30 protein-coding genes are annotated in these 25,088 nt (G+C 68.3%); 17 read left to right on the top strand and 13 right to left on the bottom strand.

Going from position 1 to position 25,088, the window contains the following annotated elements:
* From ACLQ6X_RS05085 to msrA, 3 genes are all read left to right on the top strand, one after another.
* Positions 1–1,119: ABC transporter ATP-binding protein (locus tag ACLQ6X_RS05085; protein ID WP_411699088.1), on the top strand; the 1,119-nt coding region annotated here is incomplete at its 5' end.
* 72 nt (positions 1,120–1,191) lie between these two features.
* Positions 1,192–2,115, top strand: coding sequence for a hypothetical protein (locus ACLQ6X_RS05080; RefSeq protein WP_411699087.1), 924 nt, complete (start codon positions 1,192–1,194; stop codon positions 2,113–2,115).
* Between the two features lie 164 nt (positions 2,116–2,279).
* Positions 2,280–2,798, top strand: coding sequence for a peptide-methionine (S)-S-oxide reductase MsrA (msrA, locus tag ACLQ6X_RS05075; protein ID WP_411699086.1), 519 nt, complete (start codon positions 2,280–2,282; stop codon positions 2,796–2,798).
* 66 nt (positions 2,799–2,864) lie between these two features.
* Here the strand turns inward: msrA and ACLQ6X_RS05070 are convergent, their stop codons facing one another.
* Complete coding sequence (locus ACLQ6X_RS05070; RefSeq protein WP_411699085.1) at positions 2,865–3,647, bottom strand: SDR family oxidoreductase; 783 nt, start codon at positions 3,645–3,647, stop codon at positions 2,865–2,867.
* 122 nt (positions 3,648–3,769) lie between these two features.
* On the opposite strand from ACLQ6X_RS05070, the gene ACLQ6X_RS05065 reads away from it, so the two are divergent.
* Both ACLQ6X_RS05065 and ACLQ6X_RS05060 read left to right on the top strand, forming a co-directional pair.
* Positions 3,770–4,333, top strand: a complete 564-nt coding sequence (locus tag ACLQ6X_RS05065; RefSeq protein ID WP_411699084.1) for a GIY-YIG nuclease family protein — start codon at positions 3,770–3,772, stop codon at positions 4,331–4,333.
* Between the two features lie 73 nt (positions 4,334–4,406).
* Positions 4,407–5,540 carry a YihY/virulence factor BrkB family protein gene (locus ACLQ6X_RS05060; protein WP_411699083.1) on the top strand — a complete coding sequence of 378 codons (1,134 nt, stop codon included), beginning with the start codon at positions 4,407–4,409 and terminating at the stop codon, positions 5,538–5,540.
* 21 nt (positions 5,541–5,561) lie between these two features.
* On the opposite strand, the gene ACLQ6X_RS05055 is transcribed toward ACLQ6X_RS05060, so the two are convergent.
* Together ACLQ6X_RS05055 and ACLQ6X_RS05050 are read right to left on the bottom strand one after the other, a co-directional pair.
* Positions 5,562–6,119 carry a hypothetical protein gene (locus tag ACLQ6X_RS05055; RefSeq protein WP_411699082.1) on the bottom strand — a complete coding sequence of 186 codons (558 nt, stop codon included), beginning with the start codon at positions 6,117–6,119 and terminating at the stop codon, positions 5,562–5,564.
* Positions 6,120–6,129: 10 nt separating this feature from the next.
* Complete coding sequence (locus ACLQ6X_RS05050) at positions 6,130–7,272, bottom strand: zinc-dependent alcohol dehydrogenase (RefSeq protein ID WP_411699081.1); 1,143 nt, start codon at positions 7,270–7,272, stop codon at positions 6,130–6,132.
* 226 nt (positions 7,273–7,498) lie between these two features.
* On the opposite strand from ACLQ6X_RS05050, the gene ACLQ6X_RS05045 reads away from it, so the two are divergent.
* Complete coding sequence (locus ACLQ6X_RS05045; RefSeq protein WP_411699080.1) at positions 7,499–8,839, top strand: APC family permease; 1,341 nt, start codon at positions 7,499–7,501, stop codon at positions 8,837–8,839.
* A gap of 163 nt (positions 8,840–9,002) precedes the next feature.
* On the opposite strand, the gene ACLQ6X_RS05040 is transcribed toward ACLQ6X_RS05045, so the two are convergent.
* Positions 9,003–10,520 carry a CHAD domain-containing protein gene (locus ACLQ6X_RS05040; protein WP_411699079.1) on the bottom strand — a complete coding sequence of 506 codons (1,518 nt, stop codon included), beginning with the start codon at positions 10,518–10,520 and terminating at the stop codon, positions 9,003–9,005.
* Between the two features lie 76 nt (positions 10,521–10,596).
* Between ACLQ6X_RS05040 and ACLQ6X_RS05035 the strand changes: the two genes are divergently transcribed.
* A complete protein-coding gene (locus ACLQ6X_RS05035; protein ID WP_411699078.1) occupies positions 10,597–11,511 on the top strand; it encodes a 2-hydroxyacid dehydrogenase in 915 nt (304 codons plus the stop codon).
* A gap of 21 nt (positions 11,512–11,532) precedes the next feature.
* On the opposite strand, the gene ACLQ6X_RS05030 is transcribed toward ACLQ6X_RS05035, so the two are convergent.
* The gene (locus ACLQ6X_RS05030) at positions 11,533–11,871 is read right to left on the bottom strand and encodes a hypothetical protein (protein ID WP_411699077.1); all 339 of its coding nucleotides are present in this window, start codon (positions 11,869–11,871) and stop codon (positions 11,533–11,535) included.
* A gap of 149 nt (positions 11,872–12,020) precedes the next feature.
* Here ACLQ6X_RS05030 and ACLQ6X_RS05025 point away from each other — a divergent pair, with 149 nt between their 5' ends.
* Positions 12,021–12,485, top strand: coding sequence for a Fur family transcriptional regulator (locus tag ACLQ6X_RS05025; RefSeq protein ID WP_411699076.1), 465 nt, complete (start codon positions 12,021–12,023; stop codon positions 12,483–12,485).
* Between the two features lie 417 nt (positions 12,486–12,902).
* On the opposite strand, the gene ACLQ6X_RS05020 is transcribed toward ACLQ6X_RS05025, so the two are convergent.
* Positions 12,903–13,115, bottom strand: a complete 213-nt coding sequence (locus ACLQ6X_RS05020) for a hypothetical protein (protein WP_411699075.1) — start codon at positions 13,113–13,115, stop codon at positions 12,903–12,905.
* A gap of 216 nt (positions 13,116–13,331) precedes the next feature.
* Between ACLQ6X_RS05020 and ACLQ6X_RS05015 the strand changes: the two genes are divergently transcribed.
* Genes ACLQ6X_RS05015 through ACLQ6X_RS05005 form a run of 3 tightly spaced genes read left to right on the top strand, consistent with a single transcriptional unit; the run spans position 13,332 to position 15,321 of the window.
* A complete protein-coding gene (locus tag ACLQ6X_RS05015) occupies positions 13,332–13,745 on the top strand; it encodes a hypothetical protein (RefSeq protein WP_411699074.1) in 414 nt (137 codons plus the stop codon).
* Between the two features lie 5 nt (positions 13,746–13,750).
* Positions 13,751–14,773, top strand: coding sequence for an NADPH:quinone reductase (locus tag ACLQ6X_RS05010; RefSeq protein WP_411699073.1), 1,023 nt, complete (start codon positions 13,751–13,753; stop codon positions 14,771–14,773).
* Positions 14,770–15,321, top strand: coding sequence for a 2'-5' RNA ligase family protein (locus ACLQ6X_RS05005; protein WP_411699072.1), 552 nt, complete (start codon positions 14,770–14,772; stop codon positions 15,319–15,321). Before ACLQ6X_RS05010 ends, ACLQ6X_RS05005 begins: the two co-directional genes overlap by 4 nt.
* A 13-nt stretch (positions 15,322–15,334) precedes the next feature.
* On the opposite strand, the gene ACLQ6X_RS05000 is transcribed toward ACLQ6X_RS05005, so the two are convergent.
* On the bottom strand, positions 15,335–15,661 hold the full coding sequence (locus ACLQ6X_RS05000; RefSeq protein ID WP_411699071.1) for a hypothetical protein: 327 nt from the start codon (positions 15,659–15,661) through the stop codon (positions 15,335–15,337).
* Positions 15,662–15,700: 39 nt separating this feature from the next.
* Between ACLQ6X_RS05000 and ACLQ6X_RS04995 the strand changes: the two genes are divergently transcribed.
* The 3 genes from ACLQ6X_RS04995 to ACLQ6X_RS04985 are packed head-to-tail and all read left to right on the top strand — an operon-like array spanning position 15,701 to position 17,597.
* On the top strand, positions 15,701–16,471 hold the full coding sequence (locus ACLQ6X_RS04995) for a GH25 family lysozyme (protein ID WP_411699070.1): 771 nt from the start codon (positions 15,701–15,703) through the stop codon (positions 16,469–16,471).
* A 24-nt stretch (positions 16,472–16,495) separates the two neighbouring features.
* On the top strand, positions 16,496–17,155 hold the full coding sequence (locus ACLQ6X_RS04990) for a dihydrofolate reductase family protein (RefSeq protein WP_411699069.1): 660 nt from the start codon (positions 16,496–16,498) through the stop codon (positions 17,153–17,155).
* Between the two features lie 4 nt (positions 17,156–17,159).
* A complete protein-coding gene (locus ACLQ6X_RS04985; protein WP_411699068.1) occupies positions 17,160–17,597 on the top strand; it encodes a VOC family protein in 438 nt (145 codons plus the stop codon).
* 72 nt (positions 17,598–17,669) lie between these two features.
* Here ACLQ6X_RS04985 and ACLQ6X_RS04980 read toward each other — a convergent pair whose 3' ends face one another.
* From ACLQ6X_RS04980 to ACLQ6X_RS04965, 4 genes are all read right to left on the bottom strand, one after another.
* A complete protein-coding gene (locus tag ACLQ6X_RS04980) occupies positions 17,670–17,855 on the bottom strand; it encodes a hypothetical protein (protein WP_411699067.1) in 186 nt (61 codons plus the stop codon).
* A gap of 34 nt (positions 17,856–17,889) precedes the next feature.
* Positions 17,890–18,567 (bottom strand): DUF1345 domain-containing protein, encoded by a 678-nt coding sequence (locus tag ACLQ6X_RS04975; protein WP_411699066.1) that lies wholly within the window; start codon positions 18,565–18,567, stop codon positions 17,890–17,892.
* 33 nt (positions 18,568–18,600) lie between these two features.
* Positions 18,601–19,143, bottom strand: coding sequence for a hypothetical protein (locus ACLQ6X_RS04970; RefSeq protein ID WP_411699065.1), 543 nt, complete (start codon positions 19,141–19,143; stop codon positions 18,601–18,603).
* Positions 19,144–19,282: 139 nt separating this feature from the next.
* On the bottom strand, positions 19,283–19,468 hold the full coding sequence (locus ACLQ6X_RS04965) for an antitoxin (protein ID WP_411699064.1): 186 nt from the start codon (positions 19,466–19,468) through the stop codon (positions 19,283–19,285).
* 190 nt (positions 19,469–19,658) lie between these two features.
* Here ACLQ6X_RS04965 and ACLQ6X_RS04960 point away from each other — a divergent pair, with 190 nt between their 5' ends.
* Positions 19,659–21,449 (top strand): family 43 glycosylhydrolase, encoded by a 1,791-nt coding sequence (locus ACLQ6X_RS04960; protein ID WP_411699063.1) that lies wholly within the window; start codon positions 19,659–19,661, stop codon positions 21,447–21,449.
* 37 nt (positions 21,450–21,486) lie between these two features.
* Here ACLQ6X_RS04960 and ACLQ6X_RS04955 read toward each other — a convergent pair whose 3' ends face one another.
* The gene (locus ACLQ6X_RS04955) at positions 21,487–22,302 is read right to left on the bottom strand and encodes an MBL fold metallo-hydrolase (RefSeq protein WP_411699062.1); all 816 of its coding nucleotides are present in this window, start codon (positions 22,300–22,302) and stop codon (positions 21,487–21,489) included.
* A 23-nt stretch (positions 22,303–22,325) separates the two neighbouring features.
* Positions 22,326–23,168: an EamA family transporter gene (locus ACLQ6X_RS04950; protein ID WP_411699061.1), complete on the bottom strand. Its 843-nt coding sequence runs from the start codon at positions 23,166–23,168 to the stop codon at positions 22,326–22,328.
* Between the two features lie 83 nt (positions 23,169–23,251).
* Between ACLQ6X_RS04950 and ACLQ6X_RS04945 the strand changes: the two genes are divergently transcribed.
* Positions 23,252–24,712: a PLP-dependent aminotransferase family protein gene (locus tag ACLQ6X_RS04945; RefSeq protein ID WP_411699060.1), complete on the top strand. Its 1,461-nt coding sequence runs from the start codon at positions 23,252–23,254 to the stop codon at positions 24,710–24,712.
* Positions 24,709–25,088: TetR/AcrR family transcriptional regulator (locus ACLQ6X_RS04940; protein WP_411699059.1), on the top strand; the 380-nt coding region annotated here is incomplete at its 3' end. The genes ACLQ6X_RS04945 and ACLQ6X_RS04940, both read left to right, overlap by 4 nt.

The raw sequence follows: 25,088 nt of genomic DNA, 5'->3' as shown, positions 1-25,088 counted from the left end.
TTCCAGGCGAGCTTCAAGGCGCAGTTCCTCTCCGGCATCATCATGCCCGGCATGATGTTCGTCGGAAACCTCACCTACGTCGGCATCGCCGTCCTCGGCGGGCTCATGGTCGCAGGCGGCCAGCTTCGCCTCGGAGACGTCCAGGCGTTCATCCAGTACTCGCAGCAGTTCACCCAGCCGCTCGCCGAACTCGGCGGCATGGCGGCCGTGGTGCAGTCGGGAACGGCCTCCGCCGAGCGCGTGTTCGAGCTGCTCGACGCAGACGAGCAAGAGCCGGATGCCGCGGACGCCCCCGAACCGGTGGTGGGCGACGGCACGATCGTGTTCGACCACGTGGCGTTCTCGTACAACCCGGCACACCCGCTCATCCGCGACCTGTCGTTCTCGGTGAAGCCCGGCCAGACCGTGGCGATCGTGGGCCCGACGGGGGCGGGTAAGACCACCCTGGTCAACCTGATCATGCGGTTCTACGAGCTCGACGGCGGTCGCATCCTGCTCGACGGCCAGAACATCGCCGACCTGCGACGCCGCGACGTGCGCTCGCGCACCGGCATGGTGTTGCAAGACCCGTGGCTGTTCGCCGGAACCATCCGTGAGAACATCCGCTACGGGCGTCAGGATGCCACGGACGACGAGGTCATGGCGGCGGCCCAGGCCACTTACGTCGAGCGTTTCGTGCACTCCCTGCCCGACGGTTTCGACACCGTGCTCGACGAGGAGGCGTCCAATGTCTCCGCCGGCGAGAAGCAGCTGATCACCATCGCCCGGGCGTTCGTCGCCCAGCCTTCGGTGCTCATCCTCGACGAAGCCACCTCGTCGGTCGACACCCGCACCGAGCTGCTGCTGCAACACGGCATGGCCGCCCTGCGTAAGGGACGCACGTCGTTCGTGATCGCGCACCGCCTGTCGACCATCCGCGACGCCGACCTCATCCTCGTGATGGAGGCGGGCGACATCGTCGAGCAGGGAACGCACGAGCAGCTCATCACTAGGGAGGGCGCCTACTACCGGCTCTACAACTCGCAGTTCGAGGGGGCGAGCACCGACCTCGACGCGGAGTTCGCCGACGTGGAGGCCGACGAGCGGCAGCAGTTGGAGCCCGAGGCGGCGAACGAGTAGGACCTCCCTGCCCCGCAAGTGACCCGCCCCGCATGTAAAGATTGCTCACACGCAATCGGAGGGCCCTGCTACATGCTGACGCGCGAAACGACGAAGACCGCCGCACCGTTCCTGCTCGTCGGGGCCGGTGCGGCACTGCTCGCACTGCTGCCCTGGCTCGCGACGGGTATGCGGCTGCCCCTGCAGAATCTCTGGGCCGCAAGCACGATGCCCGACGACATGCCCCTCGTGCTGCTGCCCTTCAGCCAGTACGCGCTGGGGTTCATCGTGTCGGTGATCATCACCGGTTCGGCGATCGCGGGCGGCATCGTGCGGCTGCTGGGCTCGCGCGTGCCGCGGTTCGGGCTGGCTGCCGCCCTCGTCGGCACGCTGCTCGTGCAGGTGATCGCCCTGGTGCAGACCGCCGCGACCGTGATCGGCGGGCTGTCGCGGGGCGGGGCCGCCACCGTCTACCTCGTCGCCCTCGTCGGCGGCACCCTCGCCGCGATACTGCTCGGCGTGCTCGTCCTGCTGCTCATCGCCCGCGCGCCCGCGCCGGGTGTCGCGATCGCGCTGTCGATCGTCGCGGTCGCCGTCGGGGCGTCGATGAGCGGCGCGGTGCTGCCGTTCGGGCTCGTGGTCTTCGAAGCCCACGACCTGGCGCGGGCCGCCGTGCAGTGGATCCCCGCGATCGGCGTCGGGGTGGCCATTGCCTGGTCGGGGTTCGCGACCGTCGGCCGAGCCGTCGCCGCGGCCGGAAGCCTGCTGCTGCTCTGGCTCGGCGCCGCGGCCTTCACCGCCATCAACGCCGCAGCCGGCACTCGGGTACTCGCGGCCTACCCCGCGGAAATGGTCGAGTACGCGGGCCAGGTGTTCGCGGCTGTGCTGGGGTCGCCGCGCGAGTCCGTTGTGCAGGTGGCGATCGCGGTGGTGGCCATGCTGGTGGCACTCGTGGTCTTCCGTGTCATCCGCAGCCGGCGCTCCGCTGAGGCCCCGGCCGACGCCGCGGGCGCGTAGTCCCCGGCACCGACCGTGCCTGTGAGCGGGCTGTGCGTGCCGACCCGACCGGGAACTTCCAGCCCCACCTCTGCGTTGTACCCGTCGTAGGACAGGCTCCCGGCAGCCAGCCGCGACCGCCTACGATTTACACGTACTCGTTCTACGAGCAGAGAGGCCATACGATGAGCGCAACATTTGAGAAGGCAACGCTGGCGGGCGGATGTTTCTGGGGCGTCGAGGAGCTGGTGCGCAAGCGCGACGGTGTCATCTCCACCCGCGTCGGCTACACCGGCGGCGACACCCCCAACGCCACGTACCGCAACCACGGCGACCACGCCGAGGGGATCGAGATCACCTTCGACCCCGAGCGCACGAGCTTCCGTGAGCTGCTCGAGTTCTTCTTCCAGATCCACGACCCGTCGACGAAGGACCGTCAGGGCAACGACCGCGGCCGCAGCTACCGCTCCGCGATCTACTACGCGGACGCCGAGCAGGAGCGCGTCGCCCGCGACACCATCGCCGACGTCGACGCCTCGGGCATCTGGCCCGGACCGGTCGTCACCGAGGTCGAGCCGGTCGGTGACTTCTGGCTTGCCGAGGAGGAGCACCAGGACTACCTGCAGAAGTACCCGGAGGGCTACACGTGCCACTACGTGCGTCCGGGCTGGAAGCTGCCGCGCCGCGAGCAGGTCGCGAGCTAGGGTCTCCTGAGTAACGACGACGGCCGCCATCCCCTCGGGGGTGGCGGCCGTTTCTCGTGCGACGAGTCAGTACTTCTGCGACTGCCCGCCGTCGATCGCGATGACCTGCGCGTTGACGTACGACGCCGCGTCGGAGAGCAGGAAGGCGACGACGGCCGCGACCTCGTCGGCCTTGCCGTAGCGCTTGGTCGGGTTGGTCTGGATGAACTGCTCGGCGGCCTTCTCGGGGTTCTCGGCGTGGAGCTGCTTCATCGAGTTCTCGACCATCGGGGTCCAGATCGCACCGGGTGCGACGGCGTTGATGGTGATGCCGAACTCGCCGTACTCGACGGCGGAGTTGCGGGTGAGCCCGACGACACCGTGCTTCGCCGCAGCGTAGCCGCTCTGGTTGCCGATGCCGCGAATGCCGCCCACCGACGCGGTGTTGACGATGTGGCCGCTGTTCTGGCTCTTCATGACCGCGAGAACGTGCTTCATGCCGAAGAAGACGCCGTTGAGGTTGATCGAGAGCACGCGGGCGAACTCGTCGGAGGCGTACTGCTCGGTGGGGTTCTGCTTGCCTTCGATGCCGGCGTTGTTGAAAAAACCGTCGATGCGGCCGAATGCCTCGACGGTCGCGGTCACGTAGCCCTCGACCTGCGCCTCGTCGGAGACGTCGGCGGTGAGCACGACGGTCTTCGCCTCGGGTGCGACCTCGAGCACGGCGGTGCGGGTGTCGGCCAGACCCTGCTCGGAGATGTCGACGAGCGCGAGCGTGGCTCCCTGGGCCGCCACGGCGACGGCGGCGGCGCGGCCGAGGCCCGACCCGGCGCCGGTGATGAGGACGACTTTGTCGGTGAAGTTGTTCATGTGCCTGTTCTTCTACCTTCTTTGTGGAACTTTCGATGCGTCTGCATCCACTTTTATTAAACACCTGTTGCGTAGCATCCGCAGGGGGTTGCGTGTCGTGGGCTCGGCGTAGCGTGAGGCACGTGACCAACTGCGCGATCGTTCTCCACTCCGGCCTGCCGTGCGCGCGGCCGGCAGCATCGGGCGCTCCGCTGAACCTCTGCCAGCACCACCTGCTCGCCGCCCACGACTGGGTGGCCGGTGAGGTGGGGGTCACCGACGTGCTGCCGTCACCGTGCCTGGCCTGCGGTTCGCGGTTGGGTGTGCATTACCCGTCGGGGTGGCTGTGCGCGATCTGCGAGTGGAAGGTCGGCGACTCCGCCGACCCCGAACACGTGGCCGCGGTCAGGGTCGATGTCGTCTACTACCTGCGTTTCCGCGATCAGATCAAGATCGGTACATCCGGCAATCCGCGCCAGCGGTTCGCCAGCCTGCGCTACGACGAACTGCTCGCCTTCGAACGCGGCGACCGAGCGCTCGAGCAGCGGCGGCACGTCCAGTTCGCCGACCACCGGCTGGCGACGTCCGAGTGGTTCGCCGTTCACGACGCACTGGCCGAACACATCGACGTGCTGCGGGCGGGTGTGGATGACCCGTGGTCGCTGTACGCCCTGTGGAGGAGTCAACGGCTCGCGCTTCTCGCCTGATGCACGGCCACCACTTCCGCCGTGGCTGCGCAAGCCCTCGAAAGGAGTACACCAACTACCTACCGTGAGGAGCATGGCTAAAGAGACTGGCGACAAGGCAAGCACGCGCGAACGAACGGCACCCGACCCCGACGATCCGCGCAAGCCCGACGAGATCACCGAGATCGACAAGCGCTCGTGGATCTACGTGATGAAGAAGACGATGCGAGAGTTCGGCGCCGACCAGGCCACCGACCTCGCGGCGGCCCTCACCTACTACGGCGTGCTCGCGATCTTCCCCGCCCTTCTTGCGTTCGTCTCCCTCATCGGCCTGTTCGGCGACCCCGCGAAGACGACCGACACGCTGCTCGACCTGGTCGGCGGCCTCGTGCCCGCGACCACCCTGGACGCCATCAAGGGGCCGCTCGAGAACCTCGCGAAGTCGCCGTCTGCCGGCTTCGCCTTCGTCGCCGGAATCGTCGGCGCGCTCTGGTCGGCCTCGGGCTACGTCGGCGCGTTCTCGCGGGCGATGAACCGCATCTATTCGATCCAGGAGGGCCGCCCCTTCTGGAAGCTCCGCCCCGTCACGTTGCTGGTCACCGTGATAGCGATCGTGGTCGCCGTCATCGCGGCGCTGCTCATCACACTCTCCGGACCGGTCGCCGAGCAGGTGGGTCAGGCCCTGGGTATCGGCGAAACCGGCCTGATCATCTGGAACATCGCGAAGTGGCCGATTCTGGTGTTCCTCGTCGTGCTGATCATCGCCGTGCTGTACTACGCGACCCCCAACGTGAAACAGCCGAAGTTCAAATGGATGAGCCTCGGTGCCCTGCTCGCCCTCGTGGTGTGGGTCGTGGCATCCGCCCTCTTCGCCTTCTACGTCGCCAACTTCTCGAGCTACAACGAGACCTACGGTTCTATCGGCGGCGTCATCGTCTTCCTGCTCTGGATCTGGATTTCCAACATCGCCCTGCTCTTCGGTGCCGAACTCGACGCCGAACTCGAGCGCGGCCGGCAGCTGCAGGCCGGCATCGAGGCGGAGGAGACCATCCAGCTGCCGCCGCGCGACACCAGGAAGAGCGACAAGATCGAAAAGAAGCACCAGCAGGATGTCGCGGACGGACGCGAACTGCGCGAGAGCGCAGGCGGCAACCCCGAAGACGACGGCAACTCGGAAGACGGCGACGAGCCGAAGCGCGACCGCCGCAGGCGCGACCGGAAGCAGTAGCCCCGGCCGCGCCCGCCGCGCCTAGCGCCGAAGGCCGCGTACGACCAGCGCCACCGCGACCGTCGCCAGCACCGCCGGACCGGCCACGATGAGCGGGTCGATCCAGGCGTGCTTCGTGTCGGCGCGGCCGCGGCCGAACCGCGAGCCGATCGGGTGGTTGCCCACTTCGGCACGGATGCGGGTCTCGGCGATCGGGTTGTCGGGTCGGCCCTCGAAGACCGCACGCACGCGGCTTCCGGCCACGTCGATGCGGTCGCCGGCGATGAGCAGCAGCCAGTGCGCGGCGCGCGCCTCGCTGAACCGCGCGTACGCGTAGCGGCGCACGGCACCCGAGACGCCGTGCAGGGGTGCCGACGTGCCGAAGACCGGGGGCAGCATGGCGTGTTCGATGGAGCGCTCGCGGGGCTGCAGCTCGGGCTGGCTCTCGGGAATGACCCAGTGGGCGCCGGTGGGCAGGTCGGTGCGTTCGCGGGGAACGGACGGACGGTCGGCGGGGTCGAGGTCGGCGCCCCACCCGGGGATGCGGGCGCGCAGCCCGTCGGACGAGGGGCGGCGGTGTTCGTCGGCGATGTAGGGCATCGTCTTCTCCTTAGTCGGTGGTGATGACTGTTTTGACGCAGTCGTCGAGCTTGGCCGAGAACAGGTGGTACCCCTCGGCGATGTGTTCGAGCGGGATGCGGTGGGTGATGATGTCGCGGGGAGAGAGGCGTCCGGCCTGGATGTGCTCGAGCAGACGCGGCCACTGGCGCTTCGCCGGTGCCTGGTTGGTGCGGATGGTCAGCCCCTTGTTCATGGCGTCGCCGAACTTCACGGCGCTGAACAGCGGGCCGTAGGCGCCCATGACCGAGACGGTGCCGCCCTTGCGCACGGCGTCGATGCCCCAGTTCAGCGCGATGGGCGAGCCGCCCTGCAACTTGAATTTGGCGGCCGTGATGTGCTGCAGCAGGTTGCCGTCGGCCTCCGCACCGACAGCGTCGATCACGACGTCGGCGCCGAGCCAGTCGGTCTGCTTCTTCAACTCGACCACGACGTCGTTCACCTCGGTGAAGTTGATCGTCTCGGCGAACGCGAACTCGCGGGCCTTCTGCAGGCGGTAGTCGAGGTGGTCGACGACGACCACACGACCGGCGCCCATGAGCCACGCCGAGCGGGCGGCGAACAGCCCGACCGGGCCCGCACCGAATACGACGACCGTGTCGCCCTCGACGATGTCGCCGAGTTGGGCCCCGAAGTACCCGGTGGCCAGCGCGTCCGTCATCATCAGGGCGTCTTCCTCGTGCAGCCAGTCGGGGATGATCGATGGCCCGACGTCGGCGAGCGGCACGCGCACGTACTCCGCCTGGCCCCCGTCGTAGCCGCCCGAGGTGTGGGAGTACCCGTAGATGCCGCCGACCGCGGTGGCGTTCGGGTTGACGTTGTGGCAGTTCGAGTACAGGCCCTTCTGACAGAAGTAGCAGGTGCCGCAGTAGATGTTGAACGGCACCATCACGCGGTCGCCCACCGACAGGTTCTGCACCGACGGACCCACCTCGTGCACGACCCCGATGAACTCGTGGCCGAACGTCGAACCCACCCGCGTATCCGGCATCATGCCGTGGTACAGGTGCAAATCGGATCCGCAGATCGCCGCTCGGGTGACCCGCACGATCGCGTCGTTCGGGTGCTCGATTTTTGGGATGTCTTTCTCTTCGACGCGGACCTTGTAGGGCCCTCGATACACCATCGCCTTCATCGGCACTGCTCCTCACCTGGGTCTACGAGCCGCCGCAACGAGCGCGGCTACCCATCGAGTTGACCGCGCGACCGTCGAAAATCACAGGGGCTTGCCAACGAGGACCGCATGCCGCAAAGACGAGTCAAAAGGCCGGTTCGGGCAGGGGATTGTAATCGCGGCGCCCGCCTCGCGCGGCGAATGTGCGAAGTTCGCGCCGCGAATTTCCAGTGGTTACCGTTGCCGGATGACGACACGCGAACAGGCCGCCGCCACCCGCCCCGCCGAGCCGGGGGTCAAGCGCGACATCACCGGCAAGATGCTCTACCTGTTCATCCTCGGGGATGTTCTGGGCGCCGGCGTCTACGCGCTGGTCGGGCAGATCGCGGGCGAGGTCGGCGGCGTGACGTGGGCGCCGATGGTCGTCGCCCTCGTGCTGGCCCTGCTCACGGCCGCCTCGTACGCCGAACTCGTCACCAAGTATCCGCACGCCGGCGGCTCCGCCGTCTTCGCGGAACGCGCCTACAAGACACCGGTCGTCTCGTTCCTCGTCGGATTCTGCATGCTCGCCGCCGGGGTGGTGAGCGCCTCCGGTCTCGCCCTCGCCTTCGCCGGCGACTACCTCGCGACGTTCATCGACGTGCCGCCGGTCGTCGGTGCCGTCATCTTCCTCGCCGCCATCGCGGCCCTCAACGCCCGCGGCATCAAGGAGTCGGTGCGGGCCAACCTCGTGATGACGATGATCGAGACGACCGGGCTGGTGCTCGTGGTCGTCGCGGTGAGCGTCATGCTGTCCGGCGGCAACGGCGACCTGGGCAGGGCCGTGCAGTTCGAGGCAGGCTCCGCGCCGGTCGTCGCGATCTTCGGCGCCGCGCTTCTCGCCTACTACTCGTTCGTCGGTTTCGAGACGAGCGCCAACGTGATCGAGGAAGTGAAAGACCCCAGCCGCGTCTACCCGAAGGCGCTGTTCGGCGCCCTGCTCACCGCGGGTGTGCTGTACGTGCTCGTCGGCACGGCGGCCTCGGTGGCGCTGCCCGCCGAGGAACTCTCCGACTCGACCGGCCCGCTGCTCAGTGTGATCGAGGCCACCAACACCGGCATCCCGTCGTGGTTGTTCAGCGCCATCGCCCTGGTCGCCGTCGCGAACGGCGCACTGTTGACGATGATCATGTCGAGCCGCCTCGCCTACGGCATGGGCAAGCAGGGCCTCATCCCGTCCGCGTTCTCGAAGGTGCTGCCGCAGCGACGCACGCCCTGGGTCGCGATCGTCGTCACGACGGTTCTCGCCATGTTGCTCACCGTGACCGGCAGCATCGCGACCCTCGCCGAGACGGTCGTGCTCCTGCTGCTGTTCGTCTTCCTCAGCACCAACGTGGCAGTTCTCGTGCTGCGCCGTGACAAGAGCGAGGAGAAGCACTTCCGGGCCTGGACGGCGTTGCCCGTGCTCGGCGCCCTGTCGTGCATCGTGCTGCTCACCCAGCAGAGCGGTGAGGTCTGGCTGCGCGGCGGAATCATCATCGCGACCGGTGCCGTGCTGTTCCTGGTGATGAGCCTCGTGCGTCGCAACCGCGAGGGTGCGCGGGTCTAGCGGCGGGCGTCGTCGCGCACGAGCTTGCCACGAATGCGTCGTTGAACTGCTCTTCTCGGGTTTCCGCGTACATCGGGCCTAGGTCGTGGGGTCCTTCGATTGCTCAAGCATCGGTAGCGGGTGGATGTCGCGTCGACGGCACTATCACCGACGACGTGACCGGCTATCGGAACGACCGCAGTTCGGCGAGTGCGGCCGGGTAGTCGGCGAGACAGAGCGCCGCGCCGTGACGCTCGACCTCGTGCAGCACGCCGTAGTCGAACGCGCTCGGCTCGGAGCCGGCGGTCTCGCGCAGGTGCTGCTGCATGAGCATGCTGTCGCGGTGCTCGCCGAGCAGGTCGTGCACAGCTTCGGCGGCCGATGCGAACTTACGCGTCTTCTTGCCGAACACGGAGGCGTCGCCCTGGCTCACGGCCTCCGCCGCATAACGCAGCCGTTTGGCCGCCTTGCGCACGTCGTGCAGAAGCAGCACCCGCTCCTCCTCGGAGTCGACCCGGCGCGCGGCCTTCGCCCGCTTCAGCACGCGGCGCAGGTCGGCCTGGAGGGCGGGTGGTACGGTGTCGGCGACGGACTCCATGGCTTCGGCGGCGAGAGCGGGCCGGGCGACGAAGGCGTCGAGGTCGTCGAGAAGGCTCAGCCAGCGCTCGCCGTTCAACTCGGCGACTGCCCTGGCGTGGGCGGCGATGTAGTCGTCGTCCAGGCCCCCGGGCAGTCGATTGACGTCACCCGACCGCGATTCGTGGTCTTCGAGCAGCGAGTGCGCGCGATCGCGCATCACCTCGGCGTCGCGTGCCTCGCCGAGGGCGGTGCCGACCTCGCGCAGCCGGTCGCGCAACGGGTCGGTGACCTCGCGGTCGAACACGGAACGGTAGCTGGCGAACAGGCTGCGCAGGCGACGGATGCGAGTCCGCAACTGGTGCACGGCGTCGTGCTCGTCTGCTCGCACGAGCGGATCGATGCGGGCGAGGTCGTCGACGAGGGCGCCCACCGCGACGAGAAGCACCGCGGCCGCCGGGCTCGACCTGTCGAGATCGGGCGCCGCGGCATCCGAGGCCTTCGAATCTCCGTCGAGGTCGGTGCGACCCAGTGCCGTGGCGAGCTTCGACCGGCTCGCGGAGGGCGCGGCGCCCGCGGCGACGAGGCGCTCCTCGACCGAGTCGAGCAACGTGCCCCGCTCGCGATCCGACTCGGGGGCGCCGTCGAGCAGTTCGACCTCCCACTCGCGCCAGAGCCGCAGCGTTCCGGTCGCGACGTCGGTGGCCGACACCTGGTCGTCGGCGACCTCGAGCAGCGGTTCGCCCTGGTCGGTGAAGAGGTGGGTCAGGGTGCGGTGGGTGCGCAGACGCGCGATCACACCGAGCTCGCGGCCGCGAACCCGTGAACGCACCTGGTCGACGACCTCGCTCGGGGGAGTGCCGTCGTCGGTGAGAGGCCAGTGCAGCTCGGTGCGGCCCGCGGCCGCCGGAAGTTTGATGTGCCAGCCCTCGTCGGCGCCACCGCGTCGACGGCGCAGCACGATGCGGTGGGCTGCGAGGTCGCCGCGCTCGGTATCGAAGTACTCCGCCTCGAGATGCGCCTCCCCGGCCGGCTTGGCCGTGGCGATATCGGTGAGGTTCGGCAGCGCCGCCTTCTCGTCGACGTCGTACTTGCGCTCGATCTCGGTCTGCGTTGTCATCGTCATGCCCTCCGTTCTACCCCCTTCGGTGCATCGGCGCCTGCGAATGTGAGGGAGGCCACAGTCGGGTTAGCCTCTAACAGTGCTGACTGCTTCCCTCCCCACTTCTGAAATGTGCGCGATGTTCGGGGCCGTCCCCGACGGCGTCGAGCTGGTGCCCTGGTCGATGGCGTCCGCGCCCGCGCACGCCGAGCAGATCAACGCGGTGCTGGTGCCGAACAGGTTCGACTTCCCGGCGGGATTCCCGTTGAAGGAGCTGCCGAACCTCCAGTTCGTGCAGCTCACGAGCGCGGGCTACGACTACGTGCTGCCGTACATGCCCGAGGGCGTCGTGGTGAGCAACGGTCGCGGCATCCACGACGACGAGACCGCGGAACTCGCCATCGGTCTGCTGCTCGCATCCCTTCGCGGCATCGACGTCGCGGTCAAGAACATGAAGACGCGGCAGTGGAACACCATGTTCCAGCCGTCGCTCGCCGACCGGTCGGTGCTGCTGGTCGGATACGGGGCGATCGGCAAGGCCATCGCGGCACGACTGGAACCCTTCGGCGTGAAGATCACCGCGGTCGCCCGCTCGGGCCGTGTCGACGGCGAACGCACGGTGCATCCGATATCGGCGCTGCCCGAGCTGCTGCCGCGGGCCGAGGCCGTGATCCTGTCGGTGCCGCTCACCGACGAGACCCGCAATCTCGTCGACGCCGAGTTCATCGACCTGCTGCCGCGCGGCGCCCGCATCGTCAACGTCTCGCGCGGTGCGGTCGTCGACACGGACGCTCTCGTCGCCGCCCTCACCGGCCGCCGCGTCTTCGCCGCGCTCGACGTGACCGAACCCGAGCCGCTGCCCGAGCGGCACCCGCTGTGGGCCACTCCCAACACGATCATCACGCCACACGTGGGCGGGCACACGACGGCGACCCAGTCGCGCACGCTCGCCCTGTTCCGCCGGCAGGTGGTGGCGCTCGCCGAGGGGCGGCCGCTCGAGAACGTCGTCATGTAGCGCGTTCGCCACTCGGGCGAGCTAGAGGGAGTCGCCCAATCCGTCATCCGTCGGCCACGGCTCGGCAGCCGGTATCGCGCGTGATGGCGCCGTGAGCAGCTCCATCTTGTCGTTCATGTAGTCGATGCATTCGCGGTTGTCGGGTTCCGGCAGCGCCGACGCCGTCGACTCCGCCATCAGGCCGATGCCGGTGCCCAGAACGAAGCTCGTGACGATCAGCTCACCGTCTGAGGCGATCACGTTCAGCGAGATCGCTTCCGCGCGACCCTTGTCGGCGATGAACGCTGCGAATCTGACCAGGTAGTCTGCAGCTTCGTCGCCGAGGAGCACGGACTTGTCTGAATACGTCACGAGTTTCATCGCTTCACGGTAGGCAGGAGGCAGATTACTTGTCGATTCCTCGTCGCAACCTTGACGATCTAGCGCATGTGCGAAAGGGTGCGCACCATCGATGTGCGATCACCCGAAGTTGTTTTTACAAATTCAAAACAAGCATGTACGGTGGGACCATGACATTCAAACCCGACCCGACAGCGGAAGCCGACTCTCTTCGGCAGACCGTCAGGGCGACGGGATTGAAAGTCACTGAACCACGGCTCGCGGTTCTACGCGTGCTTCAAAAGAACCCCCATTCGAGCGCGGAAGAGATCTTCGCCGGAGTGCAGAAGCACCTTTCGGGCTCATCCCCGCAGGCGGTCTACGGGATTCTCGCTGCGTTCACCGCTGCCGGACTGACCCGGCGTTTCGACCCGCCGGGTTCGCCCGCGCTGTTCGAGTGCCGGGTCGGGGACAACCACCATCACCTGGTGTGTGTGCAATGCGGCGCCGTGGAAGATGTGGATTGCGTTGTGGGAGAGGCGCCGTGCCTCACCCCGTCGAACACATCGGGGTTCACCGTCTTCGCCGCGGAGGTCACGTTCAACGGCATCTGTGAACCGTGCCAAACCAAAGCCATGGCCGAATCGGCCTCATAACGGCGTAGTCGCCTACCCACCGCACCCAGACGAGTAGCGTCCGGGTCATCCGATCTGTCGACCCCTCGCGGGTCTCTCCAGCGCGCCCAAAACCAACCAAACCACCACACTCCGGCATGTGCCGGACGCACAGAACGGAACAGCCGCCATGAGCCTCCCACGCGAAGCACCCGCAACAGACCGACGCCGAGAGACGGCCTCCGTCGAATTCGCGCACACGTCGCCACTCGGCGGTAGTTACATTACGTGCCTGACTTCGGCCGGTAGCGAGAGCGCGTATGTCACGACGTCGTCGTTGGCGCGGCACCCTCGCCGAGACAGCTACGTCACCGCATCCGGGCCCACTGAAAGCTACGCACTCGGAAGCTACACCGACATCAGCTGGTAGCGAAGCCGGGCGGGTCATTGCCTCCCGGTTCACCGCTGCTCGGCGCCAATCCAGCCCACGTAGGGCATGCCGGTCGGTCCGCGCGTCGACGTGAACCAGGAGTGCGCCGCCTTTGCCGCCGACATGAGCGTGCGGTAGTAGCCGATCACCGCGCCATCGGCGTTAGTGACGCGGTAGCCCAGCTCGTCGCCCCGCCTGACGAAGTCGATCGTGGCGTACCGCTCGTCGAGCGGGCCGATCATCGACCACGTGCCGACGGGACCCTCGCGGATGTTCAGGATGGGGTGCCAGGTGGAAATCGGGTGCTCCTCGGGTAACGAAGCATCCGGCCATGCAGGATCAGCGTACGGGCGGGCGCCGACAGCCGACGGGCTTGCCAGCGCCGGTCGTTCGACCGGGGGACCCTCGTCATCTTGAAGACTGACGCTGCATCGCCGGTTGCCGCGCTACCGTCGGGTATGAGCCGAGGCGTCGCGTACGGGACGATCGTCGTGGCCGCCGTGCTCGCCTATTCGGTGGCGGCGTTTGCAGGGTTGTGGGTTGCTCCGCGAGCTCTCTGGGTTTCGACGCCGCATGCGTACGCGCTCTTCCAAGGCGGAAGCCTCTTCGGTATCCAGCTCTTCACCGTGGGGTGGACCCTGTGGTCCGCGGGGTGCGTGGTGGTCGTTCTCCTGCGAGTGATGACCTCGGATGCCTGGCGCCGCGTCGGTCGTCACCGGTTCGTGAGCCTTGCGGGCAGCGTGCTCATGATCGTCGGTCTGGTCGGCATGCGTAGGGGTGTGCATTCGTCGAGCACGCCGATGAAACCGCACGGCGAAGTAGGTGGGCGTGTAGATGCGGAGGGAATAGTCGGGCAGACCTGCTACTTCTAGTCCACATGAAAGCCATCGTCTACTCCCGCACCGGCGCCTCTTCCGTTCTCTCCCTGGTCGACCGCGAGGTCGCTACTCCCGGCCCTGGAGAGGTGCGCGTGCGCATCGAAGTCTCCGGTGTGAATCCCACAGACTGGAAGGCCCGCGCGGGAGACTCGATCGCGTTTGCCGAGGTTGTGCCGAATCAGGATGGCGCCGGAGTCGTCGACGCCGTCGGCGAGGGCGTCACCGGTGTAGAGGTGGGCGACCCGGTGTGGGTCTACCTCGCGGCACACGGTCGACCGACCGGAACCGCGCAGGAGTTCACCATCCTGCCCGCCGATCGGGTCGTGCCCCTGCCCGACGGCATCGGTTTCGACGTGGGTGCCAGTCTCGGCGTGCCCGCGATGACGGCGCACCGCGCCCTGACCGTTCACGAACACGGGCCGGCGCGGCTCGCCCCGAACGCACTCGCCGGTCGCACGGTTCTCGTGCAGGGCGGCGCCGGAGCGGTCGGCCACGCCGCGATCCAGCTCGCCGTCTGGGCTGGCGCGACCGTGATCGCGACGGTCAGCAACGACGCGAAGGCCGAGCTCGCTCGGGCAGCCGGGGCCCACCACGTCGTGCGCTACCCCGACGACGCCTTCGCCGACCACGTCCGCGCGATTGCGCCCGACGGCGTCGACCACATCGTCGAGGTTTCCCCCGGCCAGAACGCGGCGCTCGACGTCGAGGTGATCGCCAACCACGGCAGCATCGCCTACTACGCGAACAACAACGGCGAGCAGTTCACGGCGCCCATCGTCGCGAGCTTCGCCAAGAACGTGCGCTGGCAGGGTCTGCTGCTCTACACCGTGGGCCCGGAGGCTCTGCACATCGCCGCCGAAGACATTACGGCCGCACTGCGTGACGGCGTTCTGCCCGTCGGCGAGGCCGCCGGACTGCCACTCACCTGGTTCCCCCTCGAGCAGACCGCGGCCGCGCACGAGGCCGTCGAGAACGGTGTGACCGGCAAGATCCTGATTCGCGTGGGTTCAGCCAGCCGATGAACGACGCGGCGGCGCCCCGCCCGGCGGTCGTCAGTCTCGAGCTGCTGCTCGACGACGAACTCGAGTCGCGCATCCGGGCCGAGTGGCAGGCGCTACAGGCGGCGGGGTTGTCGAGCCTCGGCGCCCACACCGCTCCGAGCAATCGGCCGCACATAACACTGGTGGTGCGGACTCACCTGCCGCCGATGTCTACCGCGGACCTCGGTGCGATCATCACCCTGCCCATCCCGGTAACACTCGGCGGTGTCATCCTCTTCGGCACGGGGGATCGCCGGGTGCTCGCGCGGTCCATCGTTCCCACCGAAGCGCTGCTTGCGCTGCACGCGTCGCTGCACGCGCTCGCCGGAGACGGCGACGATGCGCCGCACACGAGGCCCGGAGAGTGGACGCCGCACATCACCCTCGCCCGACGGCTGCGCCTGGATTCGCTGCCGCAAGCACTAAGCGTGCTGGATGAAGTAAATCCGACCCCGCCACGACCCGCATTCGCGGCGAGTCTGCGGCGGTGGGATGCCGCAACAGCGACGGTCACAACGCTGCTCGACTAGTCGTGCCCCGCTTCTACAGCAGGAGGTACAGGCCGGTGGCTACGACGACGAGCACGGCAACGCCGATCCCGCTGACGATTCGGGTTCGCGCCCGTTCCGACCACGGGGCCACGGCCACGATGGTTCCCGCGATGATCCCGCCGCACGCCGCCCAGGTGAGAGCGCGAACTGCCAAATCGGTGGCAATCGCCGCGTTCGCGCAGCTCTCGACGCCGTCGCCGCACCACTGCAGCAGCCCGAACAACGAGCAGACCCCCACCACGAGTGCCGCGCAACTGGTCGACCAGACGAAATGGATTGACCGCGACCCCGGGTTCAGCAGTGTCGGCTCGGCGTCCATGTGTGACGACACTACCCACATCCGTGAGACCGTTAGCGGGTGACCGCCGAATCGCCGCTTCCCCGCCGACGCAGGGTAGGTCGGCGAAAGGCCGTCGCTGCGGTCCTGGCCGCGGTGCTTGTGCTCGCCACCTGCGCGGCCCTGATCGCATCGGGCGTGCTCTGGCCCAACCGCCTCTTCGCGAGCGGCTACTCTACGCGCGGTGTCGACGTCTCGTCGTACCAGGGCACGATCGACTGGCCGGCGCTCGCCTCCGAGAACATCGACTTCGCGATCATCAAGTCGACCGAGGGTTCGAGCGCCGTTGACTCCCGGTTCGCCGAGAACTGGTCGGCGGCCGGTGACACTGACCTGCTCGTCGGCGCCTACCATTTCATGAGCTTCGACAGCGAGGGTGCGACGCAGGCGCAGAACGTGATCGACACGGTTCCGGATGCCCCGGGCTCGCTTCCCGTGACGGTCGACGTTGAGTTCTATGGTGACTATTTCGAGCTCCCTCCGACACAGACCCGGGTGCGCGACATTCTCGACCCGCTTCTCGCCGAGCTCGAGGATCATTACGGCTCGCCGCCGATCATCTACGCGACGCCCGAGGCCTATGACCGGTACATCCGAGATGCTTATCCAGACAACCCGATCTGGATCCGGTCCGTCGCCGTGCCGCCCCAGATGTCCGACGGCCGCGACTGGACGTTCTGGCAGTACTCCCACCGCGACCGGCTGCGCGGCTACGACGGCGAGGAGACCTTCATCGACATGAACGTCTTCACCGGATCTCTCGACGAGCTCACCGCGCTCGCAATAGGGTGAACGCCAACGACCCCAGGAGCTGACATGTCACTCGTGCGCGTACACAACTTCTCGATCTCGCTCGACGGCTTCGGCACGGGCGAGGGCCAACAGCTCGACGCGCCGTTCGGGCACGCGGGCATGCGGCTGATGGAATGGGCGGTCGAGACGCGCACCTTCCGCCTGATGGGGCTGCACGGGGAGAGCGCCGGGTCCCGCGGCGTCGACGACGCGTTCGCCAGTGGCTGGGGTGCCGGCGTGGGTGCGGAGATTATGGGGCGCAACAAATTCGGCCCGCAACGCGGCCCGTGGGAGGACGAAGAATGGAAGGGCTGGTGGGGTGACAACCCGGTCTTCCACACCCCGGTCGTCGTTCTGACCCACCATCCCCGGCCGGTGCTCGAGATGGAAGGCGGAACCACGTTCTACTTCGTCGACGCCGACCCCGCCGCAGCGCTCGAGCAGGCGCGCGCCCTGGCCGGCGACCTGGACGTGCGCATCGGCGGGGGAGTCAGCACGGTTCGGCAGTTTCTCGAGGCGGACCTGATCGATCACATGCACGTGGTCGTCGCGCCGCTCGTTCTGGGCCGGGGTGAACGGCTTTGGGACGGACTCGAGGGCTTCGAAGAACTCTTCGACATCGAGGCCACCCCCTCGCCCTCGGGGGTCGTGCATCTGATCTTCACGCGTCGCGAAGGCCGGTAGCCCCGTGTCGCCGATCATGCGATTCGACCACGTCGGAGTCACCGTCGAAGACCTCGACGGGGCGCTGGCGTTCTTCGTCGGGCTCGGTCTCGAAATCGAGGGCCGCACGTTCGTGGAGGGCGAGTTCATCGATACGGTCATCGGAATACCCGGTTCCCGCACCGAGATCGTCATGCTGAAGACGCCCGGCGGCGACACGGCGGTCGAACTCTCCAGCTTCGTCCGGCCCGACCCCGAACCGGGATCACCCGACGCCATGGCCAACGAACTCGGGCTGCGCAGCCTGTCGTTCGAAGTCGACGGTCTCGACGGGATGGTCGACCGGCTGGCCGAGCACGGCTACGGGCTGGTCGGCGGCATCGGCGAATACGAGAGCATTTGGCGCATGGCCTACGTGCGTGGCCCGGAGGGAATCATCGTGGCTCTGGCCGAACGGAGCTGACGCGTTCTGTTGTTGCTGCTGGCAGGTCGCGCGCGCTCGCCGACTGGTCGCGAGGGTAGTTGCTATGACCCGCTATTCGGCGTCGTGGCTGTGGTCCGCAACATCCGGCTTCGCGCGCAGGGCGTCGGCGATCTCTTCCTCGGGGCGGGGCGCGACGGTCTGGTCTGCTTCGATCTCGGGCACGGTCGGCTCGTCCGGGCCGGGGATGTGCGCGGCTGGGCTGTCTTGAGGCACGGTGAATCCTTCGGTCGGTGACATCCATAGCGTAGGCCGACGCCGCCCGCGTCGCGAGTCAGCTGTTCGCGATCAGCCCTTGGATGACCTGGATCGCCACGGCGATGAGAAAGGCGTTGTAGAAGAAGCTGGTGACGCTCTGGATCAGGACCACCCGCCGCACCTTCCGCGACGCGATGGTGGCTCCCGAGATGGCGAACGAGGTGCCGACCGTGAACGACAGGTACAGGAAGTCGCCGAGGGTGGGATCCTCGTCGATGCCCGGAAAGCTGATCATCGACGGTTCAGTCAACGACTCGTAGACGCTCTCGTAGATCTCGGCGAATCCGGTCTGCAGCAGAAGCCACGCCACCACCACGCCGATGGAACCGAGCAGCCCCACGAGAAGGTCGTCGGATGTCCCGGTTCCGTTCGCTCCCTCGGTGGTGAGCAGTCTCACGGCTGAAGCAACGCCCGTGATGCTCGCGACAAAGGGGAGGACCCAGGACAGATATTCCAAGACCTTGCTGGGGAGGGGTCTGCTGGTGCGCGGGGCGTTGCGTGTCGACCTGTTGCGGAAAATCGTGAACAGCAGCACGAGGTAGACGACCGCGACCACTTCCCAGGCCACGAGCACGGGGATGAACGGTACGACGAGGTAGACGAGCGCCAGGGTCGAGATGACGGTGGCGAGGGCGATGCTGATCAGGTCGTCCGATTTTCTCGGCGGCCGGGGCGTGGGCTCGGTAGACAGCATCTCGACCCTCCCTCCTGCTCGGCAGCAGTCAGCCTAGCTCTGCGGTTGCACCTGCGCGCCAGAAAGGCGTTCGCGCAGTTCCTCCAGATGGGAGGGGAGGGCGGCGAGTTCCCTGTTGCCCTGAGGGCTGGCCACGGTGACGATGTGCAGCTGCGGGTTGATCGACAGCACGTGCTTCCACGGCGGCCTGACGCCCGTGTCGTCGCCCAGCTCGTCGACGTCGATCTCGATCGGCGCACCGCGCGGGATGCGCATCTGCCAGCGATAGGGCTGGAAACTCAGGTGGCCCGGCGTGACGGTGAGGCTGCCGTGCTTCCACCGGCCGGCCGGTTCCCGCAGCGCCGCCTCGATCCGCTCGCCCACGATCCGGCGGCCGAGGGCCAGTCCCAGCGCCAGGCCGCCGATCGCGATAACCAGCGCAAAGCCGATGACGATCGCGATAACCGCGGGAGGCAGGTCGGGGCCGCGGCCGAGCAAGGTGGGGACAAGAACGATGAGCAGGCCGAGCAACAGCCCGACGAACATGCCGCCGATACGGAACGTCTGCTCGCGCAGTGGGGTCTTTCGGCGTGGCATCTCGGGGCTCCTCGGGTAGGCGTCAGTCGACGATTGCTCAATCGGTCAGCGAGACGCTATCAGACGCGCGGTCGAGACGCCATCGAGTCGAGGGCACGCGAGATCTGCATGGGCGGACCCTATGGCCCGCGGCAAATCCCTACTGGTCGCCGACCTTCTTGTCGGCGGCGTCGCTCGCGCCGTCGATCTTCTCGTCGAACTTGCCGCCGCTCGCCGAGCTCGCCGCGTCGCCCGCCTTGTCGAGGCCCGCGTCCGTGGCCTGCTCGCCCTTGTCGCTGTTCGCGAAGTCTTTGGCCTTGTCTCCAAGTCCACCCAGGTCAGCCATGAGAAATCTCCTTTGAAATCGATGCGGCTTGCCGACGGCGAGCCCTAGGCCCAGTATGCGCAGCGGGTCGGACAGCTGCGCGGGGTTGCAATCGCCGCAACGCGCGCGTCCGGAACGCGCCGCAACCCCTTGGGGCGGGCCGTTTGGCGGGCGTAGCCTCGACCCCGTCCCCGACGATGTGGAGTCTCCCATGATGTTTCGACGTGCCGGTATTGCCCTGATGATGGCGGTGGTGCTGTCCGTTCCCGTGGCCGCATCGGCAACGACGCCGCAACCGAGGCCAGCGCCCGACCCCCAACCGGCCACCGAGTACAGCAACCCGCTGCGCCTCGCGATCGACGGACGTGAAGCCGCGAGCTGCGCCGACCCCGATGTCATCCGCGGTCAGGAAGAGGGGGACACTTCCTGGTATCTCTACTGCACATCCGACGCCCTCTTCGAAGACGAACGCGACGCGGCCGGCGGCCTCGTGATCCACAACGTGCCGATGTTCCGTTCCGAAAACCTCGTCACCTGGAGCTACGTCGGCGACGCCTTCCCGACCAAGCCCTCGTGGGTCGCCCCGACCGGCGGGGTGTGGGCTCCCGAGATCGCCTACCGCGACGGGCAGTACCTGCTCTACTACGGCGCGTCCGAGACGACGCTGCCGGGGGGCTCGTCGGCGATCGGGGTGGCGACGAGCGACAGCCCGACCGGTCCGTTCACGGACACCGGCGTACCGGTCGTGAACCCCGATCCCTCCGGACGCTGGCAGTTCGACCCCGAGGTGCTCACGACGACGGACGCCAACTACCTCTACTTCGGCAGCTATTTCGGCGGCATCTTCGCGCGCGAACTCGCACCCGACGGATTGACGACGGATGCAGCATCCGAAACCCGCATCACGGTCGACAACCGCTATGAGGGTGCCGTCGTTTTGCGCCACGGCGGGTGGTACTACCTGCTCGCATCGGCGACCAACTGCTGCAACGGTCCGCTCACCGGGTACGCGGTGTTCGCCGCGCGGTCGAAGAGCCCGCTCGGTCCGTTCGTCGACCGCGACGGGGTGTCCGTGCTCGACGGCAGGGTGGGCGGCACCCCGGTGCTCACCCAGAACGGCAACCGCTGGGTCGGCACCGGTCACAACACGGTCTTCACCGATTTCGACGGCCAGGACTGGACGATCTACCACGCCGTCGATCGGGGCGATCCGTACTACGCGGGCGACGTCGGCTACACGAAGCGCCCGGCGCTGCTCGATCCGCTCGACTGGCGTCAGGGCTGGCCGGTGGTGCGCGGCGGCGCGGGTCCCTCTGACGAGACGATGCCCGCGCCCGCCGCGCAGCCCGGGGACAAGACGTCCTACCGCCCGCGGTTCGTGCGCGACCCGCGCGTGGGCAAGACCTACGAGCGACTCAGCGACAGCTTCGACGAGCCGCTGCTGACCAACTGGACCTGGACGCGCCCCGAGTCGGCGTCATCCGAGCTGCGCGACGGCCAGTTGCGCTGGCAGACCCAGGCGGCCGACCAGCACCCGCCGGCCGAGCCGCTCGCGTCGATCCTCAGCGAGCCGGCGCCCGCGGGCGACTACGTCGTCGAGACGAAGGTCACGGTGACCACACCGGCCGAGGGCTGCTGCCAGAACTACGTTCAGGGCGGGCTACTCATCTACGCCGACGACGGCAACTACGTGAAGCTCACCTCCGCCTCGATCTGGAACACCCGGCAGACCGAGTTCGGCAAACAGATGTCGCCGGTGCCCGAGGGGTACCCCAACTACGGCAACACCGTCGTCGGTCCGGTCGGCGACGCGGCGTACCTGCGCATCGTGCACCGCGGCGGCCTCTACACGGCGTACACAAGCGTCAACGGGCGCGACTGGGTGCGCGGCGGCACGTGGGCGCACGATCTCGCTTCGCCCCGCATCGGTCTCGTCTCGATGGGCGGCGCGGGCTTCGAGAGCCGTTTCGACTACGTGCGGGTGAGCGCGCTGCGCGACTGACGTCGCACAAGCAGACTTCGGATGCTGCGCCCGCCGGTCACCGCGCCGTGCCGTGTTTCTCGGCGAACCGCTTCGCCTGCCACTCGTGCACATTGGGCATCCAGTCGAGCGGCGCCGCCGGGCCGACCCGCACGTCGTCGATGACGGCGCCGTCACGCAGCGACTCCGCGTAGGCGCGGTCTTGGACGATCCGTGCCCGCAGCTGCCCGGCAATACCGACCGACCCGTGACCGGGGATGACGACGTCGACCTCGCCGGCCGTGTCGTCGAACAGCCGCAGCGCGGCGAGGTAGTCGCCGATCGGATCCGCCGCCTCGAGGTCGAGGAACGGCATCAGGATGTCGGAGAGCATGTCGCCGGCTATGAGAACCCGACTGTGCTCGACCAGCAACGCCGCGTGGCCGACGGCGTGCGCCCGGTGCTCGATGATCCGCACCCGTGGTCCGTCCCACGGAAGCTCGACGGCGCCGGCGGGCAGGCCGGTGATGTGGCCGAGCAGCTCCATGGGGATCGCGTCGATGTACTCCGGCGGCAGACCCTCGGCGACCTGTTCCTCCCAGTCGGGTTGGGCGAGCAGCTCGCGCATGTACGCGGCGTTGGGTGCCGTGCCGTACCGGGGCACGTCGCCGAAGGTCTCGTGCCAGAGCACGTGGTCCCAGTCGGGATGTGTCGAGAAGCCGGCCACGACCGGCTGGCCCAGCTCGCGGAGGTCGTGCGCGAGGTCGGCCATCTCGTCGCCCGTGATGCCGGGGTCGACGAGCAGCACGCCGTCGCGGCCCTGGACGCGCGTGGAGTTGCTCTGGATGAACTCGCTCACGTGAACGAGCACGCCCTCCGCGACTGTGATCAGCATCGATCGTCTCCTTTTTCTTGTCGTTACCCCAGTGCCATCGCGGCGACCGCGAGGGTGCAGATACCGATGCCGGCCCGTTGGGGCACGGCGACGCGCTCGCCGAGCAGGCCGGCCGCGAGCAGCACCGTGACGGCCGGGTAGAGGGAGGCGAGGACGCCGGCGATGCCGAGGTTGGTGGATGCGGTGGCGACCATAAACGCGAGGGTGCCGAGGGCGCCGAGCAGTCCGGAAGCACTGCCCCAGCCGAGCACACCGCGCGACGGCCGCCAGACCTGCTTGAGGCCGGCGGCGGTGATGACCGCGAGCACCGCACCGACGAGCTGGTTGACGGCGAGCGGCAGCAGACCGGCGCCATCGGAGATCTGGGCGAGCGCGATGAACAGCACGCCGAAACCGACTCCCGCGATCGCGCCGTCGACGAGGGCCCCGGGCGCATCCGTCGGCCGTGTGGGGGAGGTGGGATTTCGAGAGACCAACCAGATGCCCGGAAGCGCGGCGAGCATGCCCACCCAGACCAGCCAGCCGGGGCGCTCGCCGAATGCGACACCCGCCAGCACGGGCAGGGCCGCGGCGCCGACCGCCGAGATCGGCGCGACGAGACCCATGCGGCCGCGGGCGAGGCCGCGATACAGGAAGATGCTGCCGGTGGCCGAGCCGGCGCCGGCGAGGATCGCCCAGGCGAAGTCCTGCGCGGCGGGACTGCCCGGCAGGGTGAGCCCGGCGACGAGCATCGCGAGCGCGCCCGCGCTCTGGCCGACGACCACGACCTGCCACAGCGAATGGCGGCGCGATCCGAGGCCGCCGACGAAGTCCGAGGCGCCGTACGCCACGGCTGCCGCGAGCGCCAACAGAATGCCGATGTTCATGGCATCGAGTCTCACCGCGATGCGGTCTGGTGGGAAGGTCCGCTGGTCTGTTCAAAAGGTGGACCATTTGGTGAGATGGTCGCATGACCGTGAAATGGGCGCGCGGTGGCCCCGACCTGCTCGTGGCGCTCGACCGCGAAACGGGGCAACTCGGCGCGCAGATCCAAGACCAACTGCGGGCCGCGATCCGCGATCGACGGCTCGGCGCGGGCGAGCGGCTGCCGTCGACGCGGCAGCTGGCCGAGCTGCTCGGGGTCTCGCGCGGCACGGTCGTCGACGTCTACGAGCAACTGCTGGCCGAGGGGTACGTCGAGTCGGCGGTCGGCTCGGGCACACGGGTGGCGGTGATGCCGACGCCGGCTGGATTTCCCACTCCAGCCGCGCCCGAGTCGTCGCGACCGGTCGAGATCGACTTCGAGTACGGCATCCCCGATCTCGGATCCGTGCCGCTGACGGACTGGAGCTGGGCGGTGTCGGAGGCGACGCGCACCCTGCCGACCGCGCAGCTGGGCGACGAAGTTCTCGCGGGCTCGCGGCACCTGCGCGAGGTCGTCACCAGCTACCACCGTCGGGTCAGGTCGGGGGTTGCCGGCGCCGATGACGCGGTGGTCGTCTCAGGCTTCCGGCAGGGGCTGACGTTCGCCCTCGCGGCGCTCGCGCAGCACGGCATCCGGCGCATCGCGCTGGAGAATCCCGGCCCGCGCGACCACGACGTGATCGCCCGCCGCGCGGGGCTCGAGGCGGTGCCGGTCGCCGTCGACGCTCAGGGCCTGGACGTGGGGCGGCTGCGGGAGACCGGGGCTCGGGCGGTGCTCCTCACGCCGGCGCACCAGTGTCCGACTGGTGTCGCGCTCGGCCCGGCACGGCGTCGCGAGCTGATCGCGTGGGCCGACGACGTCGACGGGGTGATCATCGAAGACGACTATGACGCCGAGTTTAGGTACGACCGCCAGCCGGTCGGCTCGCTGCAGGGCCTGAACCCCGCGCGAGTGATCGCGCTGGGGTCGGTCAGCAAGACCCTCGCGCCGGCGATCCGGTTGGGCTGGGTGCTCGCGCCGCAGAGGTTCGTGACCGGGATCATCGAGGAGAAGCGGCTCAGCAGTCGCGGCGCTCCCGGCCTCGACCAGGAGGCGCTGGCGCTGCTTATGGAGACCGGCCGCTTCGACCGGCACCTGCGCCGCGTGCGCGAGATCTACCGCGCCCGCCGCGACGTGCTGGCCGCCGAGGTGGAGATGGCCTTCGGGCCGGGTCAGCTGCACGGGCTGGCCGCCGGATGTCACGCCCTACTGCACCTCCCTGCGGGGTCGTCCGAGCCCGCCGTCGTGGCGGCCGCGGCGACCCTGGGCGTGCGCGTGAACGGGCTCGGGCACTACCTGGTTGAGGGGTCAGACCCGGAAGCGTTCCCGCCCGCCCTCGTTCTCGGCTTCGGCAACGTGAGCGAGCACCAGATCCGGCGTGGCATCCGGGCAATCGCCGAGGCGCATACGATGTGGTTACCATGTCCTCCGACCAGCCCAAGAAACTTCGAAGTGACGCGGCAGTGAATGCCGAACGCGTCATGGCCGCGGCGGTTCGCGCCGGCCTCGCGGAGGGCAAGAACGTTCCCCTCGCCCAGATCGCGGCCGACGCCGGGGTCGGCATCGGAACGCTCTACCGGCGCTACCCGAACCGGGAAGCCCTCATGGAAGCCCTGCAGGTGCGCGCCTATCGGTTGCTTATCGCCGAGGCCGAGGACGCGCTCGCGGCCGGCGAATCGGGTCTCGACTCGGTAGACCGATACCTGCGGCAGACGTTCGAGCACCGCGACCAGCTCGTGCTTCCCCTGCACGGAGCGCCGCGCACCGAAGACACCGAGTCGGCCCAGCTTCGCGACCGGCTGAAGGTGCTCATCGCGGCGATCATCGAGCGCGGGCATAACGA

The organism is Conyzicola sp. (assembly GCF_046714715.1).
Classification (GTDB): Bacteria; Actinomycetota; Actinomycetes; order Actinomycetales; family Microbacteriaceae; genus Conyzicola.
The sequence above is the reverse complement of the archived record's forward strand: the minus strand, read 5'-3'. Positions and strand labels throughout refer to the sequence as shown.